Origin of the sequence: Rhodoferax ferrireducens (assembly GCF_049302455.1) — a bacterium.
GTDB lineage: Bacteria > Pseudomonadota > Gammaproteobacteria > Burkholderiales > Burkholderiaceae_C > Rhodoferax > Rhodoferax ferrireducens_B.
Window position 1 is genome coordinate 38,826 of sequence record NZ_JBAQMD010000055.1, and the last position, 25,654, is coordinate 64,479.

The following is a 25,654-nucleotide window of genomic DNA, read 5'->3' on the forward strand; positions in this document are numbered from 1 at the left end:
ATTCTGTTTCATTGGTGTTGGCACGCGAGTAGAACCAGGCACGAATCTTGTATGAAAATCTTGTTTTCTCATAATCATATTTAGGAGCATCCCATGAAATTTTTGTCCCACAGATTGCTGCGCAATATCGGCATTGGCAGCTTGGCGCTGGTCGCTGGTCTGGCCCAGGCCCACACAGGTCACGGCACCACGGGTGTCTTCGAGGGGCTGGTTCACCCCTTCGGGCTGGACCATCTGCTGGCCATGGTGGCGGTGGGCATGTGGTCGGTGTCCGCCCTGCCTGCCAGCAAGGCCTGGTGGGGGCCTGCGACGTTTCTGCTTACCCTGGTGCTTGGTGCAGCGCTGGGCGCCATGGGCTTGACCATGCCCTGGCTTGAACAGCTGATTTCACTCAGTGTGGTGCTGTTTGGCGTCATGCTGGTCGCCTCGCGTCAAAAAATGCCGCTGGCGCTTGGCTTGGGCCTGGTCGCCTTGGCGTCATCGATGCACGGTCTGGCGCACGGTGCTGAAACCCCCGATACCGGCTTTGCCGGCTACGCCGCTGGCTTTCTTTTAACCACCGCCACACTCCACTTGGGCGGTGTGGCGGCTGGTTTGGGCATTCGCCGCTATCTTGCCCGCACGGCAAACTGGGTCATCACCGCGACGGGAGCGCTGTTGGGGGGTGCTGGTCTGTATTTGTTCAGCCAATTGTGATCCGTAGAGGCAAAAAGAGCGACCTTAGACCTCTTTTTTCAGGAGAGTAAGGCGGGCCTTGACCTGTCGCGCAGGCCCTAAGATACTTGCCCAGCAAGCAACACAAGGATCGCTGTGGCCAACTTACTCCAACCTGCCCTTATGCCGGCGCCTCATGTGCACCTGACGGATCCGCTGTCTGGGCTTGCCGCTTGGCTGAGCTACTTCCGTAGTGCCGAGATACCGGTACTGGCCGAGACCGCCGAGGCACTGGAAGCGTTACGCGTCCATGAGGATGATGTGGATGCGAGCATGTTGAGCTCGGTCATACAGAATGACCCGCTCATGACACTCAAGCTGCTGGCGCATGTGGGCTCCAAGCGTCGGCCAGACGCAGCCACCGGCACCGAAACCATCACCAGCGCGTTGGTCATGATGGGCATTTCGCCATTTTTTCAGCACTTTGGCGCGCAGCCCACGGTTGAAGACCGGCTGCAAGATCAGCCGCTGGCGCTGGAAGGTTTGCTTGATCTGCTGAAACGCGCCGAACGCGCCAGGCTCTTTGCATTGGGTTTTGCCGTGCATCGCGCTGACCTGGATGCCGGGGCCATCCAGCTGGCAGCGTTTTTGCATGACTTTGCCGAAATGCTGCTCTGGTGTCATGCGCCCGCCCTGGCGCTCAAGATGAGCGAAGCGCAGCGCGTCGACCCCACGCTGCGTTCTGCCAGCATCCAGCGCAGCGTGCTCAACATAGAGCTGGACGATTTGCGGCAAGCGCTGATGCAAGACTGGCGCCTGCCCGAACTGTTGGTGCACATCAGTGATGGCAAGCACCCTGACCAACCGAGCGTGCGCAACGTCCTGCTGGCCGTGCGGCTGGCCCGGCACACCATGCTCGGCTGGGACAATGCGGCCCTGCCCGACGACATTGACGACATCGCCAGCCTGCTCAACGTGTCGCCCCGCATTGCGCTGGCGTTTGTGCACAAGATTGATCAGTCAGAGTAATAGGTGTGTCCACGCATGGTTTCGGGTATCAGAGGCTCGCCGTTGACGCCTTTTCGCAGCTTCTTGGGCCGCCCAGGCCTTACCCCTGCTTACACATGCGCTGGTCTGATCCGGTTTGATTTGATGCAAGTCATGTTCCGGCGGATCGGCGGTCAAATTTCAATTCTGTCTCTTGACATGATTGGCGGCCGAATGCTCAAATTCACACGTTGAGTTTCGTCTTATTCTTTTAGGAGCTTTTGAATGTTTAAATCCACTCTCACCATAGTCAGTGCGTCGCTTATGTTGGCATTTGCCAGTGTGGCCCCGGCTCATGCCGCTGTTGATGCTGATGCTGCGCAAGCCCTGTTTAAAAAGAACAGTTGCACCAAGTGCCACTCGGTCGACAAGACCAAAAAAGGTCCGTCCCTGCAAAAGATTTCAGCCAAGTACAAAGGCAAAGCGGACGGCCAGGAAAAAGTCATCAAGAACATGACGACGGGACCCAAGGTCAAGCTTGACGATGGCTCTGAAGAAGAGCACAAGATCATTGACACCAAGGACCCGGCCGCGCTCAAGAATGTGGCCGACTGGATTCTCTCGCAGTAAATCTTCTTGACAAAACGCCAATCGCTTACGGCGATTGGCGTTTTGTCGTTTGGGCGGGGCCGAACCCTGCTACGAGCTCATGTAAACCAAAGATCAGAAAGAACTGAAGAATCTGTCTGATTGGATTCTTTCGCAGTAACATCTGCCCCACTTTACAAAAATACAACAATGTTTAGCGAGATTGAATCGCAGAGAAGCGGCAGTGCCGTTCAAGCAGCGTTCAACGGGTAGCGCGATACCGTTTATAGGGCAACCGACGGAGAAAAAATGAAACAATTATTAGTACGATGGGGTATGGCTTGCTCGGTGGTGGTTGCCATGGCCGGCTGCGGTGGTGGTGGCGGTGATGGGGGCAATGTGCAGCCGCCGTCTTCAGTCGCGGTCAATAGCGCCATCGCAACGGCGAGCGCATTAGCGGCAAACGACACGGCGATCAATTCGGCTGCGCCCTTCACTGCGGTGCAGGCAGCCGGTGTACCGGTCGTCACTGTCAACAGCCCGCCCAAGGTTAACTTCACGGTGTTTTCTGACGGCGCGGTCAAAACCGGTCTGGTCATCACCAATGTGAGCTTTGCCATTGCCAAGCTGGTGCCCGGTGCCAATGGCAACCCGGACCAGTGGGTGAACTACATTTATCGCAAGGAAACGGCGGCAGCTGGCGTCGGGCCGGGGACTCCCGGTGTGCCGGTGCTCGCCAGTGCCATGCAGGCCACAACCGACGGCAAGCAAACAGACGCCGCTTTGCTGGCGGCCCAGTTGGTTTACAACGCCGACGGCTATTACACCTACACCTTCAAGACCGACATCAAGGGCGTTGCCCAAACCAATGGGGTGGTCTTCGAGCCCGCGTTGACGCATCGCGTCGCCATCCAACTGAGCTACAAGAACGCAGCGGGCGCTGATGTGAAGGTTAATCCTTACTTTGACTTCACCATCGGTGCCGATGGCAAGTCTGTCCCGGTGACTGACCCGGCCAAGACCCGCAAGATGACCGACGTGACCTCCTGCAATGGCTGCCACGAGAAACTGGCCTTGCACGGCGGCGGCCGCGTCGATACGCAGTTCTGCGTGATGTGCCACAACCCTGGCACCACCGATGCCAACAGTGGCAACAACCTGAATCTGGCCACCATGGTCCACAAAATCCACGCTGGCAAGCTGCTCAAGAGCGCAGTCGGCGGTGAGGACTATACGATTTGGGGCTATGGCAACAGCAAGCACAGCTACGCCGAGGTCGGCTTCCCGCAAGACCTGCGCAACTGCACGGTGTGCCATTCCGGTGCCAACCCCAAGACGCCGCAGGGCGACAACTGGAAGACGAAGCCCAGCAAGGAGGCTTGCCTGACCTGTCACGCCAACAACTCGGGCTCGGCCTGGGAAGTCAGCCATAAGCTCATTGCCGGTATATTTGTCGGGGCCGGCGCGCAAGCCAAGGACCTGCCAAACCAGCAGTGCGTCCGCTGTCACGAGTCAGGCGTCGTCTCGGCGGAACGGGTGCACTTTAACCAGGTCGAGGTGAATGCCGCCAAGTACAAAATGAACATTGAGAGCGTCGCCTTCAACGACACGGCTGACCACACCGCCCGTAGTGTGACCGTCAAGTACTTCCTCTCTGATCCCACGAACGGAAATGCCGCGTACAACCTGGTGACGTCGGAATGCACCGGTACTGCCCCCGCCATCGCTTGTGCCAACACGACCAAGTTCGGCAACCTGCGCTTCTATCTCGCCTTCCAGAATATGGTCGGCCAGCCAGGGGGGACGACCGAGTTCTCAGCCTACAACAATGGCGGTAGCAGCGCCAATGCCTACGCGTACAAGGGCACCAATGATGGCAACAATCATTTCGAGGTGAGCATTCCCGTCCCTGATGACACCGCCACTTCGGTTGCGAAAGGCACGGCCCGCGTCGTCAGTATTGGTCAGATCAAGGAGCACAAGTTGTCCGCGATTTCGACAGGGGATCCTCGGCCCGAGGTGGTCGTGGATGGGGCCCCGGTGTTGGTGAACACCCTGGTGCAGCACACCTACAAAGAGCTTGCCCTCACCGGTACCTTGCTGCCGCGCCGCGCCATCGTTTCCAATGAGAAGTGCAGTGTCTGCCATGGTGCGCTGGGAGCCACTTCCGGCTCAAATACGCTCGCCAATGCCTTCCACGGCGGTGCCCGCAACACGGTCGAAGCTTGTGTGGTCTGCCATGACGCGAACCGGATGTCCTCAACCATCATGACGAATGGCATGGCGCTCAATGAGTCCTACCAGTTCAAGCGCATGATCCACGGCATCCACGGCAACTCCAAGCGCGTCTATCCGTTCACGCATGGCAACAAGGTGGTCGGGGCGTTCGGTAAGGATGGCTTGCTGCTCTCTGACGGCGTGACACCGATGACGACCGGTACCGAAAACTATGCAGCAGAGGTCGCGTGGCCAGGCGTTGGCATCAACTGCAATGCCTGCCACGTGAACAACTCCTACAAGACTGACATGGGCACGCTGGGTGCTGTTGTTCAGAAGGACGCCGGCGTGACCGACCCGAACCTCTGGAAGGTCATCTCGCCCAAGGCCGCCACTTGCACGTCATGCCACGACTCAAGCGCGGCCATCGCGCACGTAACCAAATTCGGTGGTGCAACATTCGGCGACAAGACGCAAGCCGACGTTGCCTTGCCGCGCGAGTCCTGCACCGATTGCCACGCAAGCGGCGGCGTCAAGGGCGTGGACACCGTCCACGGTCAGAAGTAGCCATGAGCAGGAGAGGCCAGTCACAAGCCTCTTCTCTTATTTGGATCTTTTGGACCTTCGGCGCAGTGCCGTGGGTCAGAGCAAGTTTTTGAAGGGGTTTGGGATGCGAATTAAGCGTTTAATGGCCGTCGTTGGCCTCAGTTTGTTCGGGTTGCTCGGTTCAGCCTGGAGCGCCGAGCCCGTCGGGGCGGCGCTGTGCGTGACCTGTCACGACGAAGAAGACTTGCCAGACATGAGCAGGTCCGCGCACGGCTTCACCGCTGACAAGCGTGCGCCGGATTGCATCTCGTGCCATGGCGCCAGTGACGACCATGCTCACAACCGCAGGCCAGCCGGTGTGCGCGAGCGTCCCCATCCCGACCGGATGTTCACCAAGAAGTCGGCCACGCCTGCGAGCGAGCGCAGCGCGGCCTGCCTGACCTGCCACAACAAGGACGCCAAGCGCGCGCTGTGGGGCGGTAGCCAGCACGATGCCGCTGACGTTGCCTGCAATTCCTGCCACAAGATCCATTCCAACAGCGACAAGGTGCTGTCCAAGGCCACTCAGACCGATGTTTGCTACACCTGCCACAAGGAGCAACGCACACAGATGAATCGGCCTTCGCACCACCCGGTGCCAGAGGGCAAGATGAGCTGCTCGGATTGTCATAACCCGCATGGGTCGGCCGGTCCCAAGCTGGTCAAGCGCGACAGCATCAACGACACCTGCTACACCTGCCACGCTGAAAAACGCGGCCCATTCGTACATTCGCATGAACCCGTCACCGAAGACTGCTCCAACTGCCACAACGCTCACGGTACAACCGTTGCGGCCATGCTCAAGGCCCGTCCGCCCTTGCTGTGCCAGCAGTGCCACACGCCGCACGCCCAAACCGGCGATGGCCCGATTTTTGGTCAGTCCACCGGTGATACCCGTGCCCAGAACTCTGTCACCATCTGGCAAGGCCGTAGTTGCCAGAACTGCCACACGCAGGTTCACGGTTCCAACAATCCGTCGACCACCAACCCGACCCCACAGCTCTTGATGCGCTGATGTACGGAGAGCAATCATGACCAGTATCGTTACATCATTTAGCTTTCAGCGCACCGCGCTTGCCTTGGCAGTGTGTGCCGCTTTCGCCCCCGTGCAGGCTCAGGCCGAGGATGACGCTGCCAACGCCGCACAAACTACGATAAGTGTTGGCCTCGGCGCGGTCGGCGGCTCCAACGCTGACCGGGCGCTGTTTAGACAGTACAACGGTTTGCGCGATGAAAGCGCCGTTGGCATGCTGGACATTGACTACAGCCTGCGCAAACCAGAGACCTCCAGCTGGGTCCAATTCACCGGTTCGAACCTGCTGGGCGACACGCGTGAGCTGGGTTTGGTCTGGAAGAATCCGGGTAGCTGGAAGTTCACCGCCGACTATGGTGAGTTGATTCACTACGACCCAAATACGGTCCATACTGGCCTGATTGGAGCTGGTTCGACGACACCGCAGGTGGCCGTTGTGCCTCAAGGCACGGGGGCCGAACTTGACTTAAAGACCAAGCGAACCAGCCTGGGGCTCGGGTTCACCAAGATCATCTCGCCAAGGCTTCAGTTTGCAGTCGACCTGAAGACCGAAAAAAAGGAAGGCGAGCGGTTGTTCGGTCTCGGTCAGATCTGCTCCCCCCTGATCACCGGGTCGTGCAACACAGCGCTTGGTTCTGGCGTGCTGATGCTGCCCGAGCCCATCAACGCCAACCACAGTCAGGTTGAAGCCCGCTTGAGTTATGCCCTGGAGAAGCTGCGTTTCAGCGTCGGCTATTACGGCTCGTTCTACCGCAATGACAACGCCTCGCTTCAACCGAATTTGGATGGCTTCGCCAGCACCACCACGTCGGAGCTGAATTCACTGGCTTTGGCGCCAGACAACCAGGCGCATCAACTCGACCTGAGTGGTAACTACGACTTCACCGGCACCACACACGGCTCGTTTAAGCTGGGCTACGCCCAAGCCACACAGAATGCTGACTTTGCCGGTGCCGGTCTGGTTGGCCCTGCAGGCGTCGCGAATCTGGGTGCTCAGGTGAATACGACGATGGCCAAACTTGGCATTACCTCGCGTCCGATACCCAAACTCTCGTTGCTGGCCGATCTGCGCTATGAAGACAAGGATGACCAGACGCCGCTTGCCAACTACAACATTGCGGGTGCGGGCGCAACTGCCGTGTCCGTCACAAACCGCGATCTTTCCAACAAGAAAATCAAAGGCAGGTTGCAGGCCAGCTGGCAATTCACCAGTGACTATCGCGGCACCCTGGGTGCAGACTACGAATCCATTGACCGCGGCGCCTTCACCGCGACCAGTGCGGTGTCGGGCTTCATCCCGCTACGCCAGGAGACGACGGAGACTGGCGTGCGTGCAGAGTTGCGCCGCCGGTTGACAAATGACCTGAGCGGTGCAGTCAGCATTTCCAGCAGCAAACGCGACGGCTCAAACTGGTTGCAGGGCAGCAGCAGTGCGACAGGCGTCACCGAGGTTGCCGACCCCGCCACCAGCCTGTCCAGCGCCATTTTCATGCCGACACTGGCCGATCGCCAGCGCGACAAGATCAAGCTGTTTGCCGACTGGCAGCCCAGCGAGAAGTTGAGCCTTCAGTTCAGTGCTGAAGAAGGCAAAGACAAGTTCAGTACGCCCAGCACTTACGGTCTGCACGACACCCGCATGAATCAATTCAGCGTTGATTGGGGCTATGCCTTGTCTGACAAATGGGGCTTGAACGGCTATGTGTCCCACGGCTTGCAGACCTTGAATCAGTCGCATCCTGCTGGTTACGTGATTGCTTTTGACAACACGAACACGGGTGTCGGCTTTGGCTTCACTGGCAAACTTGCCAGCAAGCTCCTGGTCGGTGGCAACCTTTCTTATGTAGATGACAAAAGTGTCTACAAGCAAACGCTCGTGAGCAGCGGGGGTTTGCCAGATGTGGTTTATCGCCAGACCGCGCTGAAATTGTTCGGCAAGTACGAGCTAGAGAAAGGCTCTTCAGTGCGTGTTGATCTGGTGCACCAGCGCGTGAGCGTGAATGATTGGGCCTGGGACAACAACGGCACGCAGTTCGCATATTCAGACGGCACAACGGTGACACAAAATCCGAATCAAACCGTCAGTTTTATCGGCGTCACCTATATCTACATGTTGAAGTAGCCCGCTTGAGCGGGTAGTACTTGCTCCGGTACGTTCGGCGTCGCTGCTCCACATTCTCACGCCGCAGTCCATTCGAGCGGATGGGCCGCCCTAGTGGTCAACGAGCATTACTGCATGAGACTGGCACGCCGAATGCGCACAGTGGTAACAGCATAGCGCTTGACCTATGGCAAACATCTCCCCGCGACTCCTCCTGAGACTGGCGGGGCACTGAGCACATTGCCCCGCCAGCCTGACCCAAAGAAATAACCCGGATACGGCGTCGTATCCGGGTTATCTTTTTTCTGGCTAGATTGCCAAAATTGACCGTTCCCAATCCATTTGGAGACGATGTCAATAAGGGTTCACTGATATATTTTCAATTTGACATAGCGCAAACAGCGCACTTTTCTTTTCCCCGCAAACTCCATCCAAAGTGGTACAAACGCCCGTACACGTAAAGATGTGTAAACCAAGAATGAAGTTTGTATTAACGTTAAGGAGTTCTCAGTGAAATATTCTGAACTTTCAAGCAAAAACAGAGCAGGGCCTCAATGGCTCAAGTTCGCTGCGGCGGGCTTGCTCGCGGTTGCACTCGCCGGTTGCGGTGGTGGTGATGATGGCGCTGCCGGTCCAGCCGGCCCTGCCGGCCCTGCCGGGCCCACCGGCCCTACAGGCGCACCTGCCGTTTCTACGGTACAAGTTTCCGCGCTTACGCCCGCACAGTGGGCGGATGCCAATTTTACTGGCACCATCACTGGCGTTGCCATTGCCAGCCCGCCAGTTGTCAGCTTCAAAGTGACTGATGCCGCTGGTAACCCGGTCGTTGGCCTTGCCAATATCACCAAAACCGCTACAGCCAAATTTGCCAGTTACCCCAACGTGGCGTTCACTATAGCCAAGCTGGTGCCCGGCACCAACGGGGACCCCAGCAAATGGGTCAGCTACAACGTAACCTCCGTGGAAACCACCACCGCCGCTGTGACTGCCGCCAAGCCGACCACAGACAACACCGGCACGCTGGTAGACAACGGTGACGGTAGCTACAAATACACCTTCTACCGCGATATCACCAAGGTGAAGGACGTGGTCGCCGGGCTGACACTGACCGGTAACAACGTCGCCGCCGATCTGGGCGATCTCACGTACGACCCGAACCTGACACACCGCGTGGTGTTGCAGATTTCCGGCAACGCCCGCGGCACCGGCACCAATACGGCTGATGGCAGCAATTCTGGCGTCACGGCCGCACCGCTGAAAAACCCGGTCAATGCCGCCTATGACTTCATCCCGGCGACCGGCAAGGCAGTGGTTGCCACGGACGCACAACGCGAGATCGTTGCCACAGCCAAGTGCAATGAATGTCACGACAAGCTGAACGCCCTGGGCTTCCACGGGGGTTCACGCAATAACACCCAAATTTGCGTGACCTGCCATACCGACCAGCGCAAATACGGCAACGCAGAAGCGACCACCACCGCTACTGGCTATTCTGGCAATACCTACAAGGTTGGTAACAAGGCAGTCGGTGACTTCCCGCCGTTTATCCACAAGCTCCATGGCGGCAGCGTCTTGAAGAAGACCGGCTACAACTACGCCAACATCAAGTTCAATGACATCGTTTTTCCGCAAGATATTGCAAACTGCACCAAGTGCCATGACGGTTCCGCCGCCTCCACCGCCAAGACGGCTCAGGGCGACAACTGGAAGAACGTACCCACCATCCTGGCTTGCGGCTCTTGCCATGACGGCATTGACTTTGCCACCGGTGCTGGGACGACCATTGCCGGTGCCACGACGGGTCATATCGGTGGTGCCAAGGTCAATAACGCGCAGTGTGTCTTGTGTCATGATGCAGTAACCATTCCGGTCTACCACGCTGCACAATTTGCCACGCCACATAACGCGACTGTTCAGGCCGGACTGAAGAATTTCAAATACGAAATTAAGTCCGCCGCCGCTACTGCGACCAGCGTCACGGTTGTGTTCAAGATTACCGCCGACGGAACGCCAGTCACCTTCGTGGCTCCAGCTACCCCGATGGTGAATCCGCTGGTCGGCTTCGCCGGTGCACCAAGCTTCCTGCTGGCGTACGCGAAGACTCAGGGTGGCGTAGCGGTCCCTGTCGACTACAACAACCTGGACAATGGTGTAGCTAACGCCCAGCCAGTCAGCGTATCGATCGCCAACTTGCTGGACACCGCCAAGGCTACCAGTTCAGGCACCCTGGCCGGTCCTGACACCAGCGGGTACTACACCGCGACTATCGTCGGCACTGCCAATGTCTTCCCGGCAAGCGCGGTACTTCGCACGGTGGCATTGCAAGGCTACTTCACCCAGGTCGCACCTGCAGCCGCTCGGCACACCCTGTCGGTCGTGAAGATGGTGGGTAGCGACGCAGCACGCCGGTCTGTGGTGGAGCCGAACAAGTGCGGCAACTGCCACGAGGTGTTTGAAGGACACGGCGGCAACCGCAACATCGGTCTTGGTTCTGAAGGCATTGTGGTCTGTCTCGTTTGCCACAACCCTGGCCTGGTCACCAGCGGCCGGGGTATTCCAAACACCACGCTTGCCAACTGGAAGTTCACGACGGCAGAAGATGCCATCCTGACGGCTTGGGGCGTTGTCAAGACCGCGGTGAACGGCGCTTTGGGATTCCCGCAGGTCTCCAATAACTTCAAGGACATGATCCATGGCATCCATGCTGGCAAGGACCGTACCAATCCGATCGCCATTGCACGCAATCGCGGGGCCTCGGTAAACTTGACTGCTGGTACACAAAGCGGCGCGATCACACTGATCGACGGCAAGGAAATCAGCTTCCCGGGCATTCTGAACAACTGCGAGTCCTGCCACAAAGCGGGTACTTACAGCACGGTTCCGGCCAACACGCTGGTGAGCTCATTTGAGGCAAACATTGCTGCGGTGAACACGACCACCACCGACGCGGTGAACGCTCTCAAGCAGCCGAATGTGTACGACAAGGTGACGACCCCGTTCACTGCCGCCTGCGTCAGCTGCCATGACACGTCGACTGCCAAGGCCCACATGACCCTGAATGGTGGTCAGATTCTGGTGCTACGCACTGAAGCAAACACGGCCGGTGAATCGTGTGCCGTGTGTCACAGTGCTGGCAAGGACTTTGATGCCGCGGTCGTTCACAAATGATCCACGCATTTTGGAACTGGCCTAGTCGGGGTGCTGAGTAAAGTGCCCCGATAGTAGGGCCCAAAAAAATAACCCGGATACGGCGACGTATCCGGGTTATTTTTTTGCATGGCCGGGTTGCCAGGACCGCCCGCTGCAAATCCATCTAGAAAGAACACAAAAATGGACTACGCCAATTATGTTGAGCTTGACCTAGCGCAAATAAGTCACTTTGTTCACTGCGCCAAACTCTTTTTAAAGTAGTATAAACGCGTACGCACGTAAAGATGTGTAAACACGGAATGAAGTTTGTATCAACGTTAAGGAGTTCTCAGTGAAATATTCTGAACTTTCAAGTAAGAAAAGAGCGGGGCCGCGTTGGCTCAAGTTCGCTGCGGCGGGCTTGCTCGCGGCTGCACTCGCCGGTTGCGGTGGTGGCGATGATGGCGCTGCTGGCGCTGCCGGCGCGACCGGACCTGTCGGGGCGACCGGCTCTGCTGGTGCAGATGCGGTTGCCACCGTCAAGGCGTCGGCGTTGACGTCCGAGCAGTGGAGCGCGCTGTCCCTTCAGGGTCAAGTCACTAAAGTCACCATCAACAGCGCGCCGGTCGTTGAGTTCAAGATCACCGACTCTGCCGGTACCCCTGTGGTTGGGCTGGGCGATAAGGACGCGAAGGGCGCCTATACTAATTTTATGTTCAGCATTGCCAAGTTGGTGCCGGGTAGCAATAACAGCCCGAGTCGCTGGGTGAGCTACTTCCCATTCGCCTCTGGTACAAACGCTGTGCCCATGTTCCCCGAATACGACCATAACGGAACCCTGAAGGACAACCTTGACGGCACTTATTCCTACACGTTCTCCCTGGATATCACCAAGGTCAAGGGCTACGTGGACGCGTATACGGGTTTTGACGCCAAACACGTCAAGGCGGACTTGGACGATCTGACCTACGATCCGACCTTACCGCACCGGCTGATTGTTGCCGCCGGCTGGCAGATGCCTGGTACCACGACGCTGGTCAAGTCTTCGGCCAACATTGTTTATGACTTCGTCCCCGCGACCGGCAAGGCCGTTACGGCGACTGACCCGCAGCGCGACATTGTCACCATCAACAAATGCAACGAATGCCACAGCACGCTGACCATGCACACAAACCTCCTCCCAGGCGTGCATGATCCGAAGTTATGTGTGGTCTGCCACACCGAGCAGGTGAAGTACGGCAGCGGCGAATCGGTGCCGGCGACCGGCAACGTCCTGGTAGCCGCCGACCCCTATGGCGCCGGCGCTACACTAAAAGCTATGGGCCGGGCGTTGCCCAACTTCCCCAACATGGTTCATCACATCCATATGGGCAAAGACCTCTACTACCAGGGCTACAACCAGTTTGGTGTCAAGTACAACGAGGTTACCTACCCGCAACCGGTCACCAACTGCGTCAAGTGCCATGATGGTTCTGCCACTGCAGTCAACAAGACGACACAAGGCGACAACTGGAAGAACGTGCCAAGTATGCTGGCTTGCGGTTCCTGCCACGACGGCATCAACTTCGCCACCGGTGGCGGCACTACGGTGGCCGGTGCACCGACGGGCCACATCGGCGGCGCCAAGGCCAATGACGCGCAATGTGTCTTGTGCCACGATGCAACCACCATCCCGACCTACCACGTGACGGTTGACCCGACCGGTGCCAATGGCCGCGGTGGTTACCCACTGAACACTGCGCCCAATACACCAACCGCAGGTTTCCCAGCCGGACAAGGTCCGTCGATTCCACTGGCTTCGCAACTGAATCTGCCGGCCGGTGTCTACAAGATCGGCATGGAAATCAAGCAGGCGACCGTCTCGGGTGCCGCAGGCGCCAAGAAGATCACCGTCATGTATCGCATCACCAAGGATGGCACGCCGGTGAAGTTCAACGCCACGGGCCTTCTGATGGATGGCGTTGATGGTTCGCCCAATATCATGGCGGTGTATTCGACTCCCCGGGACGGCATTGCTGCGCCCGCTGACTGGCTGGCTTTGGACCTCGGTGGCGGCACCCCCGTCAAGAGTCTTCGGGATGGCACGGGCGGCACACAGACCGGGCCTGACGCTGATGGCTATTACACCGCAACCCTGGCTAAGATCATTCCCGATAATGCCACGATGGTTACGGCGGCACTGGGTGTCGGCTACGACGGCTTCGTGCAGCTGAACCTACCGGCTTATCCGAAGGGCATCCGGCTGCGCGAGCCAAAGTTCGCCATGATGACTGCAGCCGGTTATACAGCTCGTCGCACCGTGGTCGATGGTGACAAGTGCAATAGCTGCCACGGCCAGTTGGGTGTCGCTCCGTCCTTCCACAGCGGCGCCCGCAACAACGGTCAAGGCTGCGCACTGTGCCACGATCCAGCCAGGACCACGGGCCACGTTGGTGCGACGTACAGTTTTGGCGGAGGGTGGTCGGTCAGCGCCAAAAACCTGGTGCATTCGATCCATTCATCAAAGATGCGTGCCAACGACTACACCTATGAAGCAACAGCTGCAAACCCGACGGGCTTTGCTGAAGTTACCTATCCAGGCATTTTGAACAACTGCGAACAATGCCACGTGGCAGGTAGCTATGACTTCAGTGCATCGGTTAGCGCTGCCGCCCTGCCCAATCTGGTGTGGACGACCGAGGCTGCCGGAGACATGAGTAATCCCACATTGCTTCCTTCTGTCGGTCTCTCTCCTTGGATTACCACATTGGGCGCAGGACAGGTGAACTATTCCACTACGGGTACTGCACCGGTTGGCAATCTGGTGTCGTCTCCGGTTTCGTCTGCCTGCTTCGGTTGCCACGACGGCAAGCCTGCTGTTGCGCACATGCAACTTAACGGAGGCACCATTTACGGTTTGGTTTCGGCCGTTTCTGTTAGCAAGACCACCGACCGCTCACAGGGCTTCGCCAAGGTCGAAACCTGCATGGTCTGCCATGGCAGCGGCAAGGTCGCCGACATCAAGGCAGTTCACATGAACTAAGCAGCATTACGCTGTAATCACCACGAACCCCGGAGGCAGCAACGCCTCCGGGGTTTTTTTAAGCTTTCTCCAATACACTAGCAAGCGCCAAGACAAATCAAGGAACGATCTTCATGAAATTCAGCATCGCCAAAACCAGCCTCATCTCCCTCGCTCTGCTGTTGTCCGCCAGCGTATGCACTGCCGCAGACACCAAGGCTGTCGCGCCGCAGCCAGCCGCCAGCAAAGCCCAGGCGACCCCTAAAAACGTCAAGAACGGCGCGGATGCCAAACCCAAGGCCGCGCCCAAAATCAAACTGGTTGACATCAACAGCGCCAGCGCCGCAGAACTGAAAAAGCTCCCTGGCATCAGCGACGCGCAAGCCGCCAAGATCATCGCTGGCCGGCCCTACGGCAGCAAGGCCTGGCTGGTGAGCCACAACATCATCGACGCGGCAGTTTACGAAGGACTGAAACAGCAGGTTATTGCCAAGCAGCCGAACAAGGATGCGGTCAAGAACGCGGAGCTCTACATGAAAAAGAAATAACAAGGCCCCCGCCTCTATTTGCAGACAGTCCCACTCAGAACTGCAAGGGCAGATGATAGGCATGTTGAGGCTGATTGCCACCGAGTTTGATTTGAGTCAAGATCAACGAAGTTAGTTCTGCAAGAGGCCTGAAATATCGAAGGGACGTATAGAATCCGACCTTAAATTTGCGCTCTTGTTCGCTGTGCCACTCCAAGCCGTAGAATTATCCGAGTGGCAAATCACCACGTCATTTTTTCTTTGAAGGATTACCAAAATGAAGCTTCTTACAACATTATTTCTGGCTGGCGGTTTGATGACCGCTTCGTTTGCTTATGCCGCACCCGATGCAGATGCGGCGCAGGCGCTGCTGAAGAAGAGCAACTGCACCAAATGCCACTCCGTCGACAAAAAGAAGGAAGGCCCGGCCTACAAGGAAGTCGCCAAGAAGTACAAGGGCAAGGCCGATGCCGAAGCCAAGCTGCTCACGCACATCACCACGGGTCCGATGGTCGAGATCGACGGTGTCAAAGAAGAGCATGCCAAAGTCAAAACCAGCGATGCTGCCGAGCAAAAGAATCTGGTGCAGTGGATTTTGTCGCTTTAATAGTCCGACCAGCTGAGGGCTCCCCGGGGTTTTGAATGCCCCGGTGCCGGGCCTGAGTCCGGTTGAGCGTTGTCTCTTGCAGTTGTTCGTGGGTCATCAGCGACGCTGATACGTGTTTTCCTTGAGGAGTGCTACATGCCTAAAAGAGTAATCGCAAAGGTGCGAAGAATGGTCTCGCGCAAAAGGGCCATTGTGGTGCTGTTTGTCGGATTTGCCATGGGCATCGTCGGGTTGAGCCTCTTTGGTACCAGCATGATCTATACCGGCACGGAGGCTTTTTGTGCCACCAATTGCCACGAAATGGCTGACAACAATACCCTTGAGTATCGCGACACGATTCACGACAAAAACCGCACGGGTGTGCGCGCCATCTGCTCAGACTGCCACGTGCCGCACTCCCCGGTTCCTTTGTACATTGCCAAAATGGGTGCGCTCAATGACTTGTGGAGTCACCACGTCACGCATGCCGTGGACACCAAAGAGAAGTTCAACGCCGCGCGCCCGATGATGGCAACGCGCGTTTGGACTTACATGAAAGGCAATGACTCGCGCGAATGCCGTTTCTGCCATAACGAAGCCAAGATGGATCCGACCAAGCAGACACCAGTGGCACAAGCCCGTCACGCCAAGGCCAAGCGGGAAAAGATGACCTGCATTGACTGCCATTACGGCATCGCTCACACCGTGCCCGAGGGCCCGGGGCCACAGGAAATTGAAGTAGACAAGAGCTTCATCCCCAGAAGCGCCATTTTCTAAAGCACGCAATATAGCGACGATTTCCACGCGCTTGCATCAGCAACGCGCGTATTAGAGGAGTAGGGTCAGATGTCAAAATTCTTTAACGGTATCCGCAGTTGGGGTTCACGTCCCGGAACCATTGGCGTGCTTGTTTTGGGCTTGCTTCTCGGTGTGGTTTTCTTTGGCTCCGTCGGATCATTCATGGTGTATGCCAACTCGGAGAAGTTCTGCGCTACCTCCTGCCACGAAATGGGCCAGTTGGCGCAGGAGCACCAGGGCACCATCCATGACACCAACCGCACCGGGATGCGTGCCACCTGTAACGACTGCCACGTTCCACACGGCTACATTCCCAACTACCTGGCCAAGTTCAGTCTCTGGAGAGACTACTGGGGCCATTTCGTCACGCATTCAATCGACACGAAAGAAAAATTCGAAGCCAAGCGCTATGAGCTGGCCAAGAAGGTGTGGGTTTACATGAAAGAAAACGATTCACGTGAATGCCGCCATTGCCATACAACCGCCAAGATGGACCCCGACAAGCAATCGGCCAAAGCCAAGGCGCGCCACGAGCGGCTACGCACCGAAAATATTACCTGTGTCGATTGCCATTTTGGCATTGCCCACACAGAGCCGGATGGTCCAGGTCCCCAGGAAATCCAGGCGGCTCCCGTTGCCAAGTAATAGCCTGCAAGGCGCGGCCTGAAGACCGCTGGCCATAACGAAAGGAAATATCGTGTTAATAGACTGCTATGAATGTAAAGCCAAGATCAGCGATACGGCGGCCAGTTGTCCCCATTGTGGCGCCCTGCCGGAAGATTCTGACCGCTCCTTGTCTGTTACGGTGACCGACTTGGACATGCGTTTCATGACCATTTTCTGGTTCATGGTCAAGGCCTCTGTTGCCGCTGTTCCGGCTGTCATTTTCGTGTACACCGCAGCGACGGTTGTTCGCGGCGTGCTGACGCCGATGTTTAATTTGTAGGCAAATCGACTCTCCTGGCCACGCCACTTCCTCGCGCAACGTGTGGCGACTCCGATAGCAAACTTCGGATATTTCAGCCGCGCATTTTCTTTTTTTAGCTAGGATCAACACCAGCGCCAGCGACAGGGCGCGTATCTGTGGTGGTTGGCATACCGTTTTTGATCCAAGTCATGGCTTAGTCAGTCTGTGTAGGAAACCGGCATGTTGCAGATACACTCGCCTAACTTATCTTGGAAGGTTTTGACATGCGACTAGCGCGTTCTGCCCTGTGGGCATTCTTGGTTTGTCTTGCGAGTGGGCTGCTGGCTATACCAGCCAGCGCTCAGCCGTTGCTGGACAACACGACCTGTTTGACTTGCCACGATGGCAAGAAGGGCAAGCTTGAAGTCCCGGGGGTTGAAGGCAAAGCGCGTGCGCTGCGCAGCGTGGCGCCCGACAAATTCAGTGAGGGTGTACATGCCAACATGCAATGCGTGGCTTGTCACACCGACATTGCCGACAACGCTGACAAAGGCAACGCGCACGCCAAAGACCCCGCGCTCGCACTGAAAAAAGTGGACTGCGCCGGCTGCCATGAAGAGTTGTGGCAACAGACGGTCAAACGCGGCAAGGAGAGAGAACGGCCGCGGCTCGGCGTCGTTGCCAAAAACATCGAGGCGTACCGCAAGTCTTTCCACGCTCGCCCCAATGCGGACGACAAAACCAAGCCGAATGCCGCGTGCGACAACTGCCACGACACACACAGCTTCAATGTGCCGGTCAAGAATTCTCCGCAATACAACCAATGGCGCTTGAACATCCCGTCGGTCTGCGGTGAAAGCTGCCATACCGACCAATTGGAGTCCTACCTGGGTTCAGTGCATGGCAAGGAGATCAGCAAGAAGCTGCTCGCTCAAGCCGCCGTTTGTTCTGATTGCCACACCGCCCACGACATCAGCGCCACCGCCAGCACCTCTTTCAAACTGACGGTCTCATCCCATTGTGGCAACTGTCATGTGGAAAATCTCGACTCCTACAAGGACACCTTCCACGGTCAAATCAGTACGCTCGGCTACGACTACACGGCCAAGTGCTACAACTGCCACGGCAGCCACGAGATACGGCGGGTCAATGATCCGGAGTCCACGGTTTATCCGACCAACCGGATGAAGACCTGCCGAACCTGCCACAACGCCAAGAAGGGTTTGCCCGATGTGCCAGCCGGCTTTGCGAGCTACCAGCCGCACGGCAATGGCCATGATTTTGCCCGCTACCCGCAAATTTGGGTTGCCTGGCAGATCATGGTGCAGCTGCTGGTGGGTACCTTCGGCTTCTTCTGGCTGCATACCTTGCTGTGGTTCTACCGCGAATACCAGGAGCGCAAGGCACGCGCCGGCCAGCCGCACATCAAGCCGGACTCTGTGCCCGCGCACATGAAGGGCAAACACATTCGGCGTTTTAGCGCGACGTGGCGCATTGCCCATATCACCTTTGCACTCAGTTTGATGACCTTGACTCTGACGGGCATGCCTTTGTTTTACTCGCATGTGTCCTGGGCGCCGGTCCTGATGTCGGCACTCGGTGGTCCGCACACCGCAGGCATCATTCACCGCGTGGCGGCGGTCATTTTTGCCGGTGTGTTCTTCTGGCACCTGATCTACATCACCGTGCGCATTGCACGCGACTGGAAGAACTTCAAGTTCTTCGGCCCCAACTCCATGGTGCCGAACCTGCAGGATGGCAAAGACATGCTCGCCATGTTCAAGTGGTTCTTTGGTCAAGGTCCGCGCCCGGTGTTTGACCGCTGGACCTACTGGGAGAAGTTCGATTACTGGGCACCGTTCTGGGGCGTCACGATCATCGGTGTGAGCGGCCTGATCATGTGGTTGCCGGGCTTCTTCGGCGCCTTCCTGCCGGGCTGGGTATTTAACGTGGCGGCGATCTTCCACGGTGAAGAAGCCTTCCTTGCGGTGGTGTTCCTGTTCACAGTGCACTTCTTCAACAACCACTTCCGTCCTGACAAGTTCCCGCTGGAAGTGGTGATGTTTACCGGTACCTTCTCACTCGAAGAGTTCAAGCACGACCATGGCGTGGAATACAAGCGCCTGCTCGACAGTGGCGAACTTGAGAAGTACCTGGTGGACGCGCCGTCACCGGCCAAGCTGGCGGCCTCCAAGTTGCTGGGCTTTGTCCTGATTACGATTGGCTTGACCTTGTTGACACTGGTCGGTATCGGGTTCTTCTCCAGCCATTGAAGCCGGCGCGCACCGTGCGTGGCCTTGGCCGCGCACTGTGGAGCACCGTGGTGGCTCCGGGTGTTTCAGGGACGGGGTCCCCGCCACCGAGAGTCATAAAAAAACGCCGGGCATCATCAAGATGCCCGGCGTTTTTTTCTAGCTGCGCGAAGCCTCAGGGCATGTCACAGATCCGCCGGGCAAAGGCCTCCACCTGTTGCCAGTCGGTGAACTCAATCACCGCCTTGGGGTCGGTGGGGCCGTTCGTCATGAACATGATCAGGCGGATCATGAAGCGGTCGACAAAACGATAGCGGGGGTAGTCCAGCTTGCCTGCAAACACACCCAGCAATTTGGGTTGCCAGCTGAGGGTGCGCAGGAATTTGATCAGGTAGGGATTGGTGTCAGGCTGGTTTTTCTCCGGCTTGCGCGCCACGATGTTGACCGTGAAAAACGCGTTGCCCTTGCTCTCCAGCAGCGCTTGGTGGCGCTCTATGAATTGCTTGACCGAGGGCTGGTGTTTTCCGTAGCGGATGCTGGCACCGATGACGATCTTGTCAAAACCGGGCAAGTCCAGCGCGTCGGCCTGGGCCAGCGGCACCACTGTCGCGGCGTGCCCCTGTTGCGCCATGACTTGCTGCAAGCGCTCGCAAATGCGCAGCGTATGGCCGTCGGTGGTCGAGTAAGCGACAAGAATTTTGCTCATCCTTTTTCCTCAGTTTGAATGCTCTGGCAAAGCCGTTGGATCGCTTGGTTTACCCATGGACGGCGCCCAAAGTGACTCCTGGAATTATCCGCGCTAAGTGCACCAACGGGCCGACCAGGTCAGTGCTTTAAACGGCATATCTGCGTCCTGCCGGAAACCCGCTGACCGCGAAAAGTCTGCGCGTCTTGTGATGTCGGCGCCTGCTAGCTGGCGGTCTCGACATCAGGTGTTTCCGCAGTCTGGGCGGCAGCTTTCTGCAGCCAGCGTACAAAACCATCGATCACCGGCCGCTCATCGGGCGCCTGCGGCGTCACCAGGTAGTAAGCGCGCTCGCTGGGCAGCACCCGGTCACAGGCGACCACCAGTTCACCGCGCGCCAGTTCGGGTTCAATCAGCAAGCGGGGCACCAGCGCCAGGCCCAAGCCGTGCGCGGCGGCGGCAGCCGTCATGGAAAACAGCTCAAAGCGCGGCCCCGACAAGGCCTTCGGCGCGCTCACGCCCATGGCGTCAAACCAGCGCCGCCAGGCCTCGGTGCGGGTGCTTTGCTGTAGCAAAGGCAAGTCGGCAATGGCCGCGGGGCTCAAGCTGCTCTGCCCGGCCAGAAAATGCGGGCTGCAAACCGGCACCACCTGTTCGGCCAGCAGCTTGAGCGCGCGTGTGCCCGCCCACTGGCTCACCTGCTCCGGCGTGCCGGCATACAGCGCCGCATCAAAGACCGTGTCGGCAAACATGAAGGGGCGGGTGCTGGTTTCAAGGTGGATGGTCAGATCGGGTTGCAGCAGTTTCAGGTCCGCCAGGCGCGGGATCAGCCAGCGCGTGGCAAAGGTCGGCACCGCCGCCAGATGCAGGGTGCCGCCCGGGCCTTGGGCCGACATGGCGTCCAGCGTGTCCTGCTCCAGCGCCTGCAGGCGCGGCGCCACCTGGGCGAAGTAGTCGGCGCCGCGCTCGGTCAGCAGCACGCCGTGGCGGGTGCGGCGAAACAGGGCAATGCCCAGGAATTCTTCCAGCGCCGTGATCTGGCGCGACACCGCGCCTTGTGTCAGTGCCAGCTCTTGCGCGGCGCGCGTGTAGCTTTGCTGGCGGGCGGCCGCTTCAAAGCAGGCCAGGGCCTGGAGCGAGGGTATTTTTCTGCGCATGATGTGCTAAATATACACAATTATGATATCAACGTTAAAAATTAGTGCTATTTATATAATAGCTACATATGCTTTTAACACGAGGGCTATAGCTTGATATATTCAATTGTATGAATAACTTTTTGGCCTGCCTCTATGGATAATATATTACAAATCATCATGCTTTGGTGATTATTCATCGTTTGCCCTCAAGCCGGCTGGGCGCTACCATGCGCCATCTGCCCTTTCATTTTCATCAGGAGACCTCTCATGGCCCACGCAAGCTTCAACTGGCAAGACCCTTTCTTACTGACCAGCCAACTCAGTGACGACGAGCGCATGGTGCGCGAGGCCGCCGGCGCCTACTGCCAGGACAAGCTGCAGCCCCGCGTGCTGGAGGCCTTTCGCAAGGAGCAGACCGATGTCGCCGTCTTCCGGGAAATGGGCGCGCTCGGCCTGCTGGGCCCCACGATTCCCGAGGCCTACGGCGGCCCGGGCCTGAGCTACGTCGCCTACGGCCTGATCGCGCGTGAAGTCGAGCGCGTGGACTCCGGCTACCGCTCCATGATGAGTGTGCAAAGTTCACTCGTGATGCTGCCGATTTTTGACTTTGGCACCGAGGCGCAAAAACAGAAATACCTGCCCAAGCTGGCCACCGGTGAATGGATCGGCTGCTTCGGCCTGACCGAGCCCGACCACGGCTCCGACCCCGGCTCCATGGCCAGCCGCGCGCACAAGGTGGCGGGCGGCTACAAGCTCAGTGGCGCCAAGATGTGGATCTCCAACAGCCCGATTGCTGACGTGTTTGTGGTCTGGGCCAAGGAGGTTTCCGAGAGCGGCAAGGTCGGGCCGATTCGCGGCTTTGTGCTGGACAAAGGCATGGCCGGTTTGAGTGCCCCCACCATCCACGGCAAGGTCGGTTTGCGCGCATCCATCACGGGTGAGATCGTGATGGACGGCGTGTTTTGCCCGGAGGAAAACGCCTTCCCCGAGGTGCGTGGCCTCAAAGGCCCATTCACCTGCCTGGACTCGGCCCGCTACGGCATTGCCTGGGGCACGCTGGGCGCGGCCGAAGACTGCTGGCTGCGCGCACACCGCTACGTGATGGAGCGCAAACAGTTTGGCCGCCCGCTCGCTGCCAACCAGTTGATCCAGAAAAAGCTGGCCGACATGCAAACCGAAATTGCGCTCGGCCTGCAAGGCTGCCTGCGGCTGGGGCGCATGAAGGACGAAGGCACGGCGTCGGTTGAAATCACCTCGATTCTGAAACGCAACTCCTGCGGCAAGGCGCTCGACATTGCCCGCCTGGCGCGCGACATGATGGGCGGCAATGGTATTTCGGATGAGTTTGGCGTGGCGCGTCATCTGGTGAATCTGGAAGTGGTCAACACCTATGAAGGCACGCACGACATTCACGCGCTGATTCTGGGACGGGCCCAGACGGGGATTGCGGCGTTTGCCAACTGAGCGATTGGTTGTTTTGCGGCGGCGTGGGTGACTCTTGTCGTGGCGGAATTCAATTGGCAGAGTGTTGGCTTTGTCCGTTGATCTGCCTGTTCGGATATAGGGTTTTGTTGCTTTTGTATTCCCCCCCTATCCCCCCCGCCCCTTTCCACCCCCGCCGGGGCGGAAAGGGGAGCCAACAGCCACATTTGGCCTCGTCTTTTTAGGTGGGAAATTTGTTTCTTGATGGCGCGCTGACCTCAAAGTGGGGCCATGGCATGAACAGGCCGATCACCGATACAGAGGCTACGCTGGCTTTCAGTTTAGGCGTGGCAGCGAGCGTTCCAATGACTGGATCGGTTTGTCCATAGGTTACCGCCACTTTGAGGCCAACGTGCCACGGAGCGTTCGTTTCCCGCCTTAAGAAACAGGGCCAAATGTGGCTGTTGGCCCCTCTCTTTCGCCCGGCGGGGCGAGAGAGAGGCGGGGGAGAGTGAGTGGGGGAAAAATGGCAAAAAACAAATCCTCACCAGTCAACCGCAGCGCATTCAAACAAGTCAAAAACGAATTGAAAACGAAATTGAAAGCAGACATGAACCAAGCACACCCACAAGCCACCGCGCCAGCGGGCGCCCTGTCCCACCTCAAGGTGCTGGACCTCTCCCGCGTCCTGGCCGGCCCCTGGTGCACCCAGATGCTGGCCGATCTGGGCGCTGACGTGATCAAGGTCGAGCGCCCCGGCGCCGGCGACGACACCCGCCACTGGGGCCCGCCCTTCCTCAAGGACGCAGACGGTAACGACACGACCGAGGCTACTTATTTCACTGCTTGCAACCGCAACAAACGCGCCATCACGCTCGACATGGCCAAGCCGGAAGGGCAGGCGCTGATCCGCCAGCTGGCGCTGCAAAGCGACATCCTGGTGGAGAACTTCAAGGTCGGCGGCCTCAAGCAATACGGCCTTGATTTCGAGAGCCTGCACGCCATCAACCCGGGCCTGATCTACTGCTCGGTCACCGGCTTTGGCCAGGACGGCCCGTACGCCGAGCGCGCCGGCTACGACCTGATGATCCAGGCCATGAGCGGCCTGATGAGCATCACGGGCGAGGCCGATGCGACGCCCGGCGGCGGCCCGATGCGCGTCGGCGTGGCGGTGATCGACATCTTCACCGGCGTCTATGCCACCAGCGCCATTCTGGCGGCGCTCGAAGTGCGCCACCGCACCGGCTGCGGCCAGCACATCGACATGGCCCTGCTCGATGTCGGCATGGCTGTGCTGGGCAACCAGGCGGCAGGCTACCTGAACACCGGCGCTGTGCCGCAGCGCCAAGGCAACACCCATCCGAGTCTGGCGCCGTACCAGACCTTTCCCACCCTGGATGGCGCCATGCTGCTGGCGGTTGGCAACGACGGCCAGTTTGCCCGCTTCTGTCAGGCCGCCGAGCACCCCGAGTGGTCAAGCGACCCCCGTTTTGCCAGCAACACCTTGCGCGTCAAACACCGCGACGCCTTGATCCCGGCGCTGCAGGCGCTCACCCAAACGCGCACCACCGCGCAGTGGATTGCCCTGCTGGAAGACAAAGCCGTGCCTTGCGGCCCCATCAACGACCTCAGCCAGGCTTTTGCCGATGCCCAGGTGCAGGCCCGCGGTTTAGTGGTAAATCAGGCTGTAGCCCCCGTCAATACTGCACAAGAAGCTACTAAACATATAGCAAACATCGTCACAGTGGCAAGCCCGCTGCGCTTGACGGCCACGCCGCCCGTGCTGCGCCGGGCGCCTCCGTCCCTGGGGCAACACACCGAGGAGGTGTTGGCCGAGTTGGGGCTGGATGCGGCGGCGATGGTTGCCTTGCGCGCGGCTGGGGTGGTGTAGCCAGTTGCCAGGAAACATAGCTTCTCCGACTTGGTACGATGCGGCCAAAGGGAAAAGCTATTTATGAACAAGAAGACGGGCAATGATCTATTTATCGTTGATAACAGCGATGATGATTGGAAAGTTCTAAGTTACCTCACCGAGTGGTCTGACATTTCATCCCGCTTCGACATTGCCACCGGCTATTTCGAGATCGGTGCTCTGTTGGCGCTGGACGGTAAGTGGCAAAAGCTGGACCAAATTCGCATTCTCATGGGAGACGAAGTCACCAAGCGCACTCAGCGTGCCTTGGTGGACGGCATATCCCGGGTCAAAGACTTGCTCGACGACAGCATTGAGCGCGAGAAACAAAAAAACGACTTCTTGACTGGCGTACCCGCTATCGTTCAAGCCATCGAAAGCGGCAAGATCAAGTGCCGCGTTTACACCAAGAAAAAATTTCACGCCAAGGCCTACATTACGCACAGCAAACTGGCCGTGGTTGGCTCATCGGCTTTGGTGGGTTCAAGCAACTTCACCTTTCCCGGTTTGACCGGTAATGTCGAGCTCAACGTACAGCTTCGCCGTGAAGTGGAAGAGCTCCAGGAGTGGTACGAGGCCCATTGGAATGAGGCTGAAGACGTGTCCGATGAAGTCCTCAAGGTCATGGAGCGCCAAACCCGCAATTACCTGCCCTTTGAGGTCTATGCCAAATCGCTGCAGGCTTATTTCCGCAACTACGAAGAAACCGCTGGCGACTGGGAGCGCAATCACTCCCGCATGTACCCGGTGCTCGATCAGTACCAGCGCGACGGCTACGGCGCCTTGCTCAAAATCGGTGGCAAATACGGCGGTGCGTTTTTGTGCGACGGCGTCGGTAGTGCAACATTCGTTCTGTAGTTTCCCGAACCAATGAAACTGGACTCCGTGAAAGGTGTTTCTGAATTCGGTTTTGGATATTTTTAAATCAGGCCCCTGCCAGGCCGCCGGAGGCCCCCCCCGGCGATTGATCGGCGAGGCTTGAGTGACACAAAAAGAATGTATTCATCATGGCCCAAAGAACCCAACTTGACGACGTCAACAACCCGCTGCACGAAGCCTATGCCTGCCTGCTTGCCAACGGCCTGGACGGCGCTGGCGAAGCCCTGCGCATCCTGGTCAACGAGGCCTCGCGCA

General features: G+C 58.2%; 19 protein-coding genes. 17 read left to right on the forward strand and 2 right to left on the reverse strand.

Annotated elements, in window-relative coordinates:
• Nucleotides 1-93 precede the first annotated feature (93 nt).
• The 14 genes from WA157_RS09890 to WA157_RS09955 all read left to right on the forward strand — a co-directional run bounded on the left by WA157_RS09890 (nt 94) and on the right by WA157_RS09955 (nt 19,383).
• Nucleotides 94-696, forward strand: coding sequence for a HupE/UreJ family protein (locus WA157_RS09890; RefSeq protein ID WP_422620783.1), 603 nt, complete (start codon nt 94-96; stop codon nt 694-696).
• A gap of 141 nt (nt 697-837) precedes the next feature.
• Nucleotides 838-1,683, forward strand: a complete 846-nt coding sequence (locus WA157_RS09895) for an HDOD domain-containing protein (RefSeq protein ID WP_422620784.1) — start codon at nt 838-840, stop codon at nt 1,681-1,683.
• A gap of 243 nt (nt 1,684-1,926) precedes the next feature.
• On the forward strand, nt 1,927-2,271 hold the full coding sequence (locus WA157_RS09900) for a c-type cytochrome (protein ID WP_422620785.1): 345 nt from the start codon (nt 1,927-1,929) through the stop codon (nt 2,269-2,271).
• 267 nt (nt 2,272-2,538) lie between these two features.
• Nucleotides 2,539-5,013, forward strand: a complete 2,475-nt coding sequence (locus WA157_RS09905; RefSeq protein WP_422620786.1) for an OmcA/MtrC family decaheme c-type cytochrome — start codon at nt 2,539-2,541, stop codon at nt 5,011-5,013.
• A 103-nt stretch (nt 5,014-5,116) separates the two neighbouring features.
• Entirely contained in the window at nt 5,117-6,046 is a 930-nt protein-coding gene (locus WA157_RS09910; RefSeq protein ID WP_422620787.1) for a DmsE family decaheme c-type cytochrome, read from the forward strand.
• A gap of 16 nt (nt 6,047-6,062) precedes the next feature.
• Nucleotides 6,063-8,183 (forward strand): MtrB/PioB family decaheme-associated outer membrane protein, encoded by a 2,121-nt coding sequence (locus WA157_RS09915; RefSeq protein WP_422620788.1) that lies wholly within the window; start codon nt 6,063-6,065, stop codon nt 8,181-8,183.
• Nucleotides 8,184-8,672: 489 nt separating this feature from the next.
• On the forward strand, nt 8,673-11,330 hold the full coding sequence (locus tag WA157_RS09920) for an OmcA/MtrC family decaheme c-type cytochrome (RefSeq protein WP_422620789.1): 2,658 nt from the start codon (nt 8,673-8,675) through the stop codon (nt 11,328-11,330).
• Nucleotides 11,331-11,643: 313 nt separating this feature from the next.
• Nucleotides 11,644-14,313, forward strand: coding sequence for an OmcA/MtrC family decaheme c-type cytochrome (locus tag WA157_RS09925; protein ID WP_422620790.1), 2,670 nt, complete (start codon nt 11,644-11,646; stop codon nt 14,311-14,313).
• 113 nt (nt 14,314-14,426) lie between these two features.
• Nucleotides 14,427-14,840: a ComEA family DNA-binding protein gene (locus WA157_RS09930; RefSeq protein ID WP_422620791.1), complete on the forward strand. Its 414-nt coding sequence runs from the start codon at nt 14,427-14,429 to the stop codon at nt 14,838-14,840.
• A gap of 256 nt (nt 14,841-15,096) precedes the next feature.
• On the forward strand, nt 15,097-15,426 hold the full coding sequence (locus WA157_RS09935; protein ID WP_422620792.1) for a c-type cytochrome: 330 nt from the start codon (nt 15,097-15,099) through the stop codon (nt 15,424-15,426).
• Between the two features lie 135 nt (nt 15,427-15,561).
• Nucleotides 15,562-16,182, forward strand: coding sequence for a NapC/NirT family cytochrome c (locus tag WA157_RS09940; protein ID WP_422620793.1), 621 nt, complete (start codon nt 15,562-15,564; stop codon nt 16,180-16,182).
• Nucleotides 16,183-16,251: 69 nt separating this feature from the next.
• Complete coding sequence (locus tag WA157_RS09945; protein ID WP_422620794.1) at nt 16,252-16,848, forward strand: NapC/NirT family cytochrome c; 597 nt, start codon at nt 16,252-16,254, stop codon at nt 16,846-16,848.
• 52 nt (nt 16,849-16,900) lie between these two features.
• Nucleotides 16,901-17,149 (forward strand): hypothetical protein, encoded by a 249-nt coding sequence (locus WA157_RS09950; RefSeq protein ID WP_422620795.1) that lies wholly within the window; start codon nt 16,901-16,903, stop codon nt 17,147-17,149.
• Nucleotides 17,150-17,394: 245 nt separating this feature from the next.
• Nucleotides 17,395-19,383 carry a cytochrome C gene (locus WA157_RS09955; RefSeq protein ID WP_422620796.1) on the forward strand — a complete coding sequence of 663 codons (1,989 nt, stop codon included), beginning with the start codon at nt 17,395-17,397 and terminating at the stop codon, nt 19,381-19,383.
• Between the two features lie 154 nt (nt 19,384-19,537).
• Here the strand turns inward: WA157_RS09955 and hemG are convergent, their stop codons facing one another.
• On the reverse strand, nt 19,538-20,068 hold the full coding sequence (gene hemG, locus WA157_RS09960) for a menaquinone-dependent protoporphyrinogen IX dehydrogenase (RefSeq protein ID WP_422620797.1): 531 nt from the start codon (nt 20,066-20,068) through the stop codon (nt 19,538-19,540).
• Nucleotides 20,069-20,271: 203 nt separating this feature from the next.
• Complete coding sequence (locus WA157_RS09965) at nt 20,272-21,204, reverse strand: LysR substrate-binding domain-containing protein (RefSeq protein ID WP_422620798.1); 933 nt, start codon at nt 21,202-21,204, stop codon at nt 20,272-20,274.
• Between the two features lie 249 nt (nt 21,205-21,453).
• Between WA157_RS09965 and WA157_RS09970 the strand changes: the two genes are divergently transcribed.
• The 3 genes from WA157_RS09970 (at nt 21,454) to WA157_RS09980 (ending at nt 25,378) form a co-directional block, all read left to right on the forward strand.
• Nucleotides 21,454-22,650 carry an acyl-CoA dehydrogenase gene (locus WA157_RS09970; RefSeq protein ID WP_422620799.1) on the forward strand — a complete coding sequence of 399 codons (1,197 nt, stop codon included), beginning with the start codon at nt 21,454-21,456 and terminating at the stop codon, nt 22,648-22,650.
• A gap of 568 nt (nt 22,651-23,218) precedes the next feature.
• Nucleotides 23,219-24,499, forward strand: a complete 1,281-nt coding sequence (locus tag WA157_RS09975; RefSeq protein WP_422620800.1) for a CaiB/BaiF CoA transferase family protein — start codon at nt 23,219-23,221, stop codon at nt 24,497-24,499.
• Nucleotides 24,500-24,562: 63 nt separating this feature from the next.
• Complete coding sequence (locus WA157_RS09980; RefSeq protein ID WP_422620801.1) at nt 24,563-25,378, forward strand: phospholipase D-like domain-containing protein; 816 nt, start codon at nt 24,563-24,565, stop codon at nt 25,376-25,378.
• The last annotated feature ends 276 nt before the right edge of the window (nt 25,379-25,654 follow it).

What these genes read in the sequence shown, in the direction of transcription:
- WA157_RS09890 (WP_422620783.1), top strand. Translation starts at nt 94, where the DNA reads ATGAAATTTTTGTCCCACAGATTGCTGCGCAATATCGGCATTGGCAGC.
- WA157_RS09895 (WP_422620784.1), top strand. Translation starts at nt 838, where the DNA reads ATGCCGGCGCCTCATGTGCACCTGACGGATCCGCTGTCTGGGCTTGCC.
- WA157_RS09900 (WP_422620785.1), top strand. Translation starts at nt 1,927, where the DNA reads ATGTTTAAATCCACTCTCACCATAGTCAGTGCGTCGCTTATGTTGGCA.
- WA157_RS09905 (WP_422620786.1), top strand. Translation starts at nt 2,539, where the DNA reads ATGAAACAATTATTAGTACGATGGGGTATGGCTTGCTCGGTGGTGGTT.
- WA157_RS09910 (WP_422620787.1), top strand. Translation starts at nt 5,117, where the DNA reads ATGCGAATTAAGCGTTTAATGGCCGTCGTTGGCCTCAGTTTGTTCGGG.
- WA157_RS09915 (WP_422620788.1), top strand. Translation starts at nt 6,063, where the DNA reads ATGACCAGTATCGTTACATCATTTAGCTTTCAGCGCACCGCGCTTGCC.
- WA157_RS09930 (WP_422620791.1), top strand. Translation starts at nt 14,427, where the DNA reads ATGAAATTCAGCATCGCCAAAACCAGCCTCATCTCCCTCGCTCTGCTG.
- WA157_RS09935 (WP_422620792.1), top strand. Translation starts at nt 15,097, where the DNA reads ATGAAGCTTCTTACAACATTATTTCTGGCTGGCGGTTTGATGACCGCT.
- WA157_RS09940 (WP_422620793.1), top strand. Translation starts at nt 15,562, where the DNA reads ATGCCTAAAAGAGTAATCGCAAAGGTGCGAAGAATGGTCTCGCGCAAA.
- WA157_RS09945 (WP_422620794.1), top strand. Translation starts at nt 16,252, where the DNA reads ATGTCAAAATTCTTTAACGGTATCCGCAGTTGGGGTTCACGTCCCGGA.
- WA157_RS09955 (WP_422620796.1), top strand. Translation starts at nt 17,395, where the DNA reads ATGCGACTAGCGCGTTCTGCCCTGTGGGCATTCTTGGTTTGTCTTGCG.
- hemG (WP_422620797.1), bottom strand. Translation starts at nt 20,068, where the DNA reads ATGAGCAAAATTCTTGTCGCTTACTCGACCACCGACGGCCATACGCTG.
- WA157_RS09965 (WP_422620798.1), bottom strand. Translation starts at nt 21,204, where the DNA reads ATGCGCAGAAAAATACCCTCGCTCCAGGCCCTGGCCTGCTTTGAAGCG.
- WA157_RS09970 (WP_422620799.1), top strand. Translation starts at nt 21,454, where the DNA reads ATGGCCCACGCAAGCTTCAACTGGCAAGACCCTTTCTTACTGACCAGC.
- WA157_RS09975 (WP_422620800.1), top strand. Translation starts at nt 23,219, where the DNA reads ATGAACCAAGCACACCCACAAGCCACCGCGCCAGCGGGCGCCCTGTCC.
- WA157_RS09980 (WP_422620801.1), top strand. Translation starts at nt 24,563, where the DNA reads ATGAACAAGAAGACGGGCAATGATCTATTTATCGTTGATAACAGCGAT.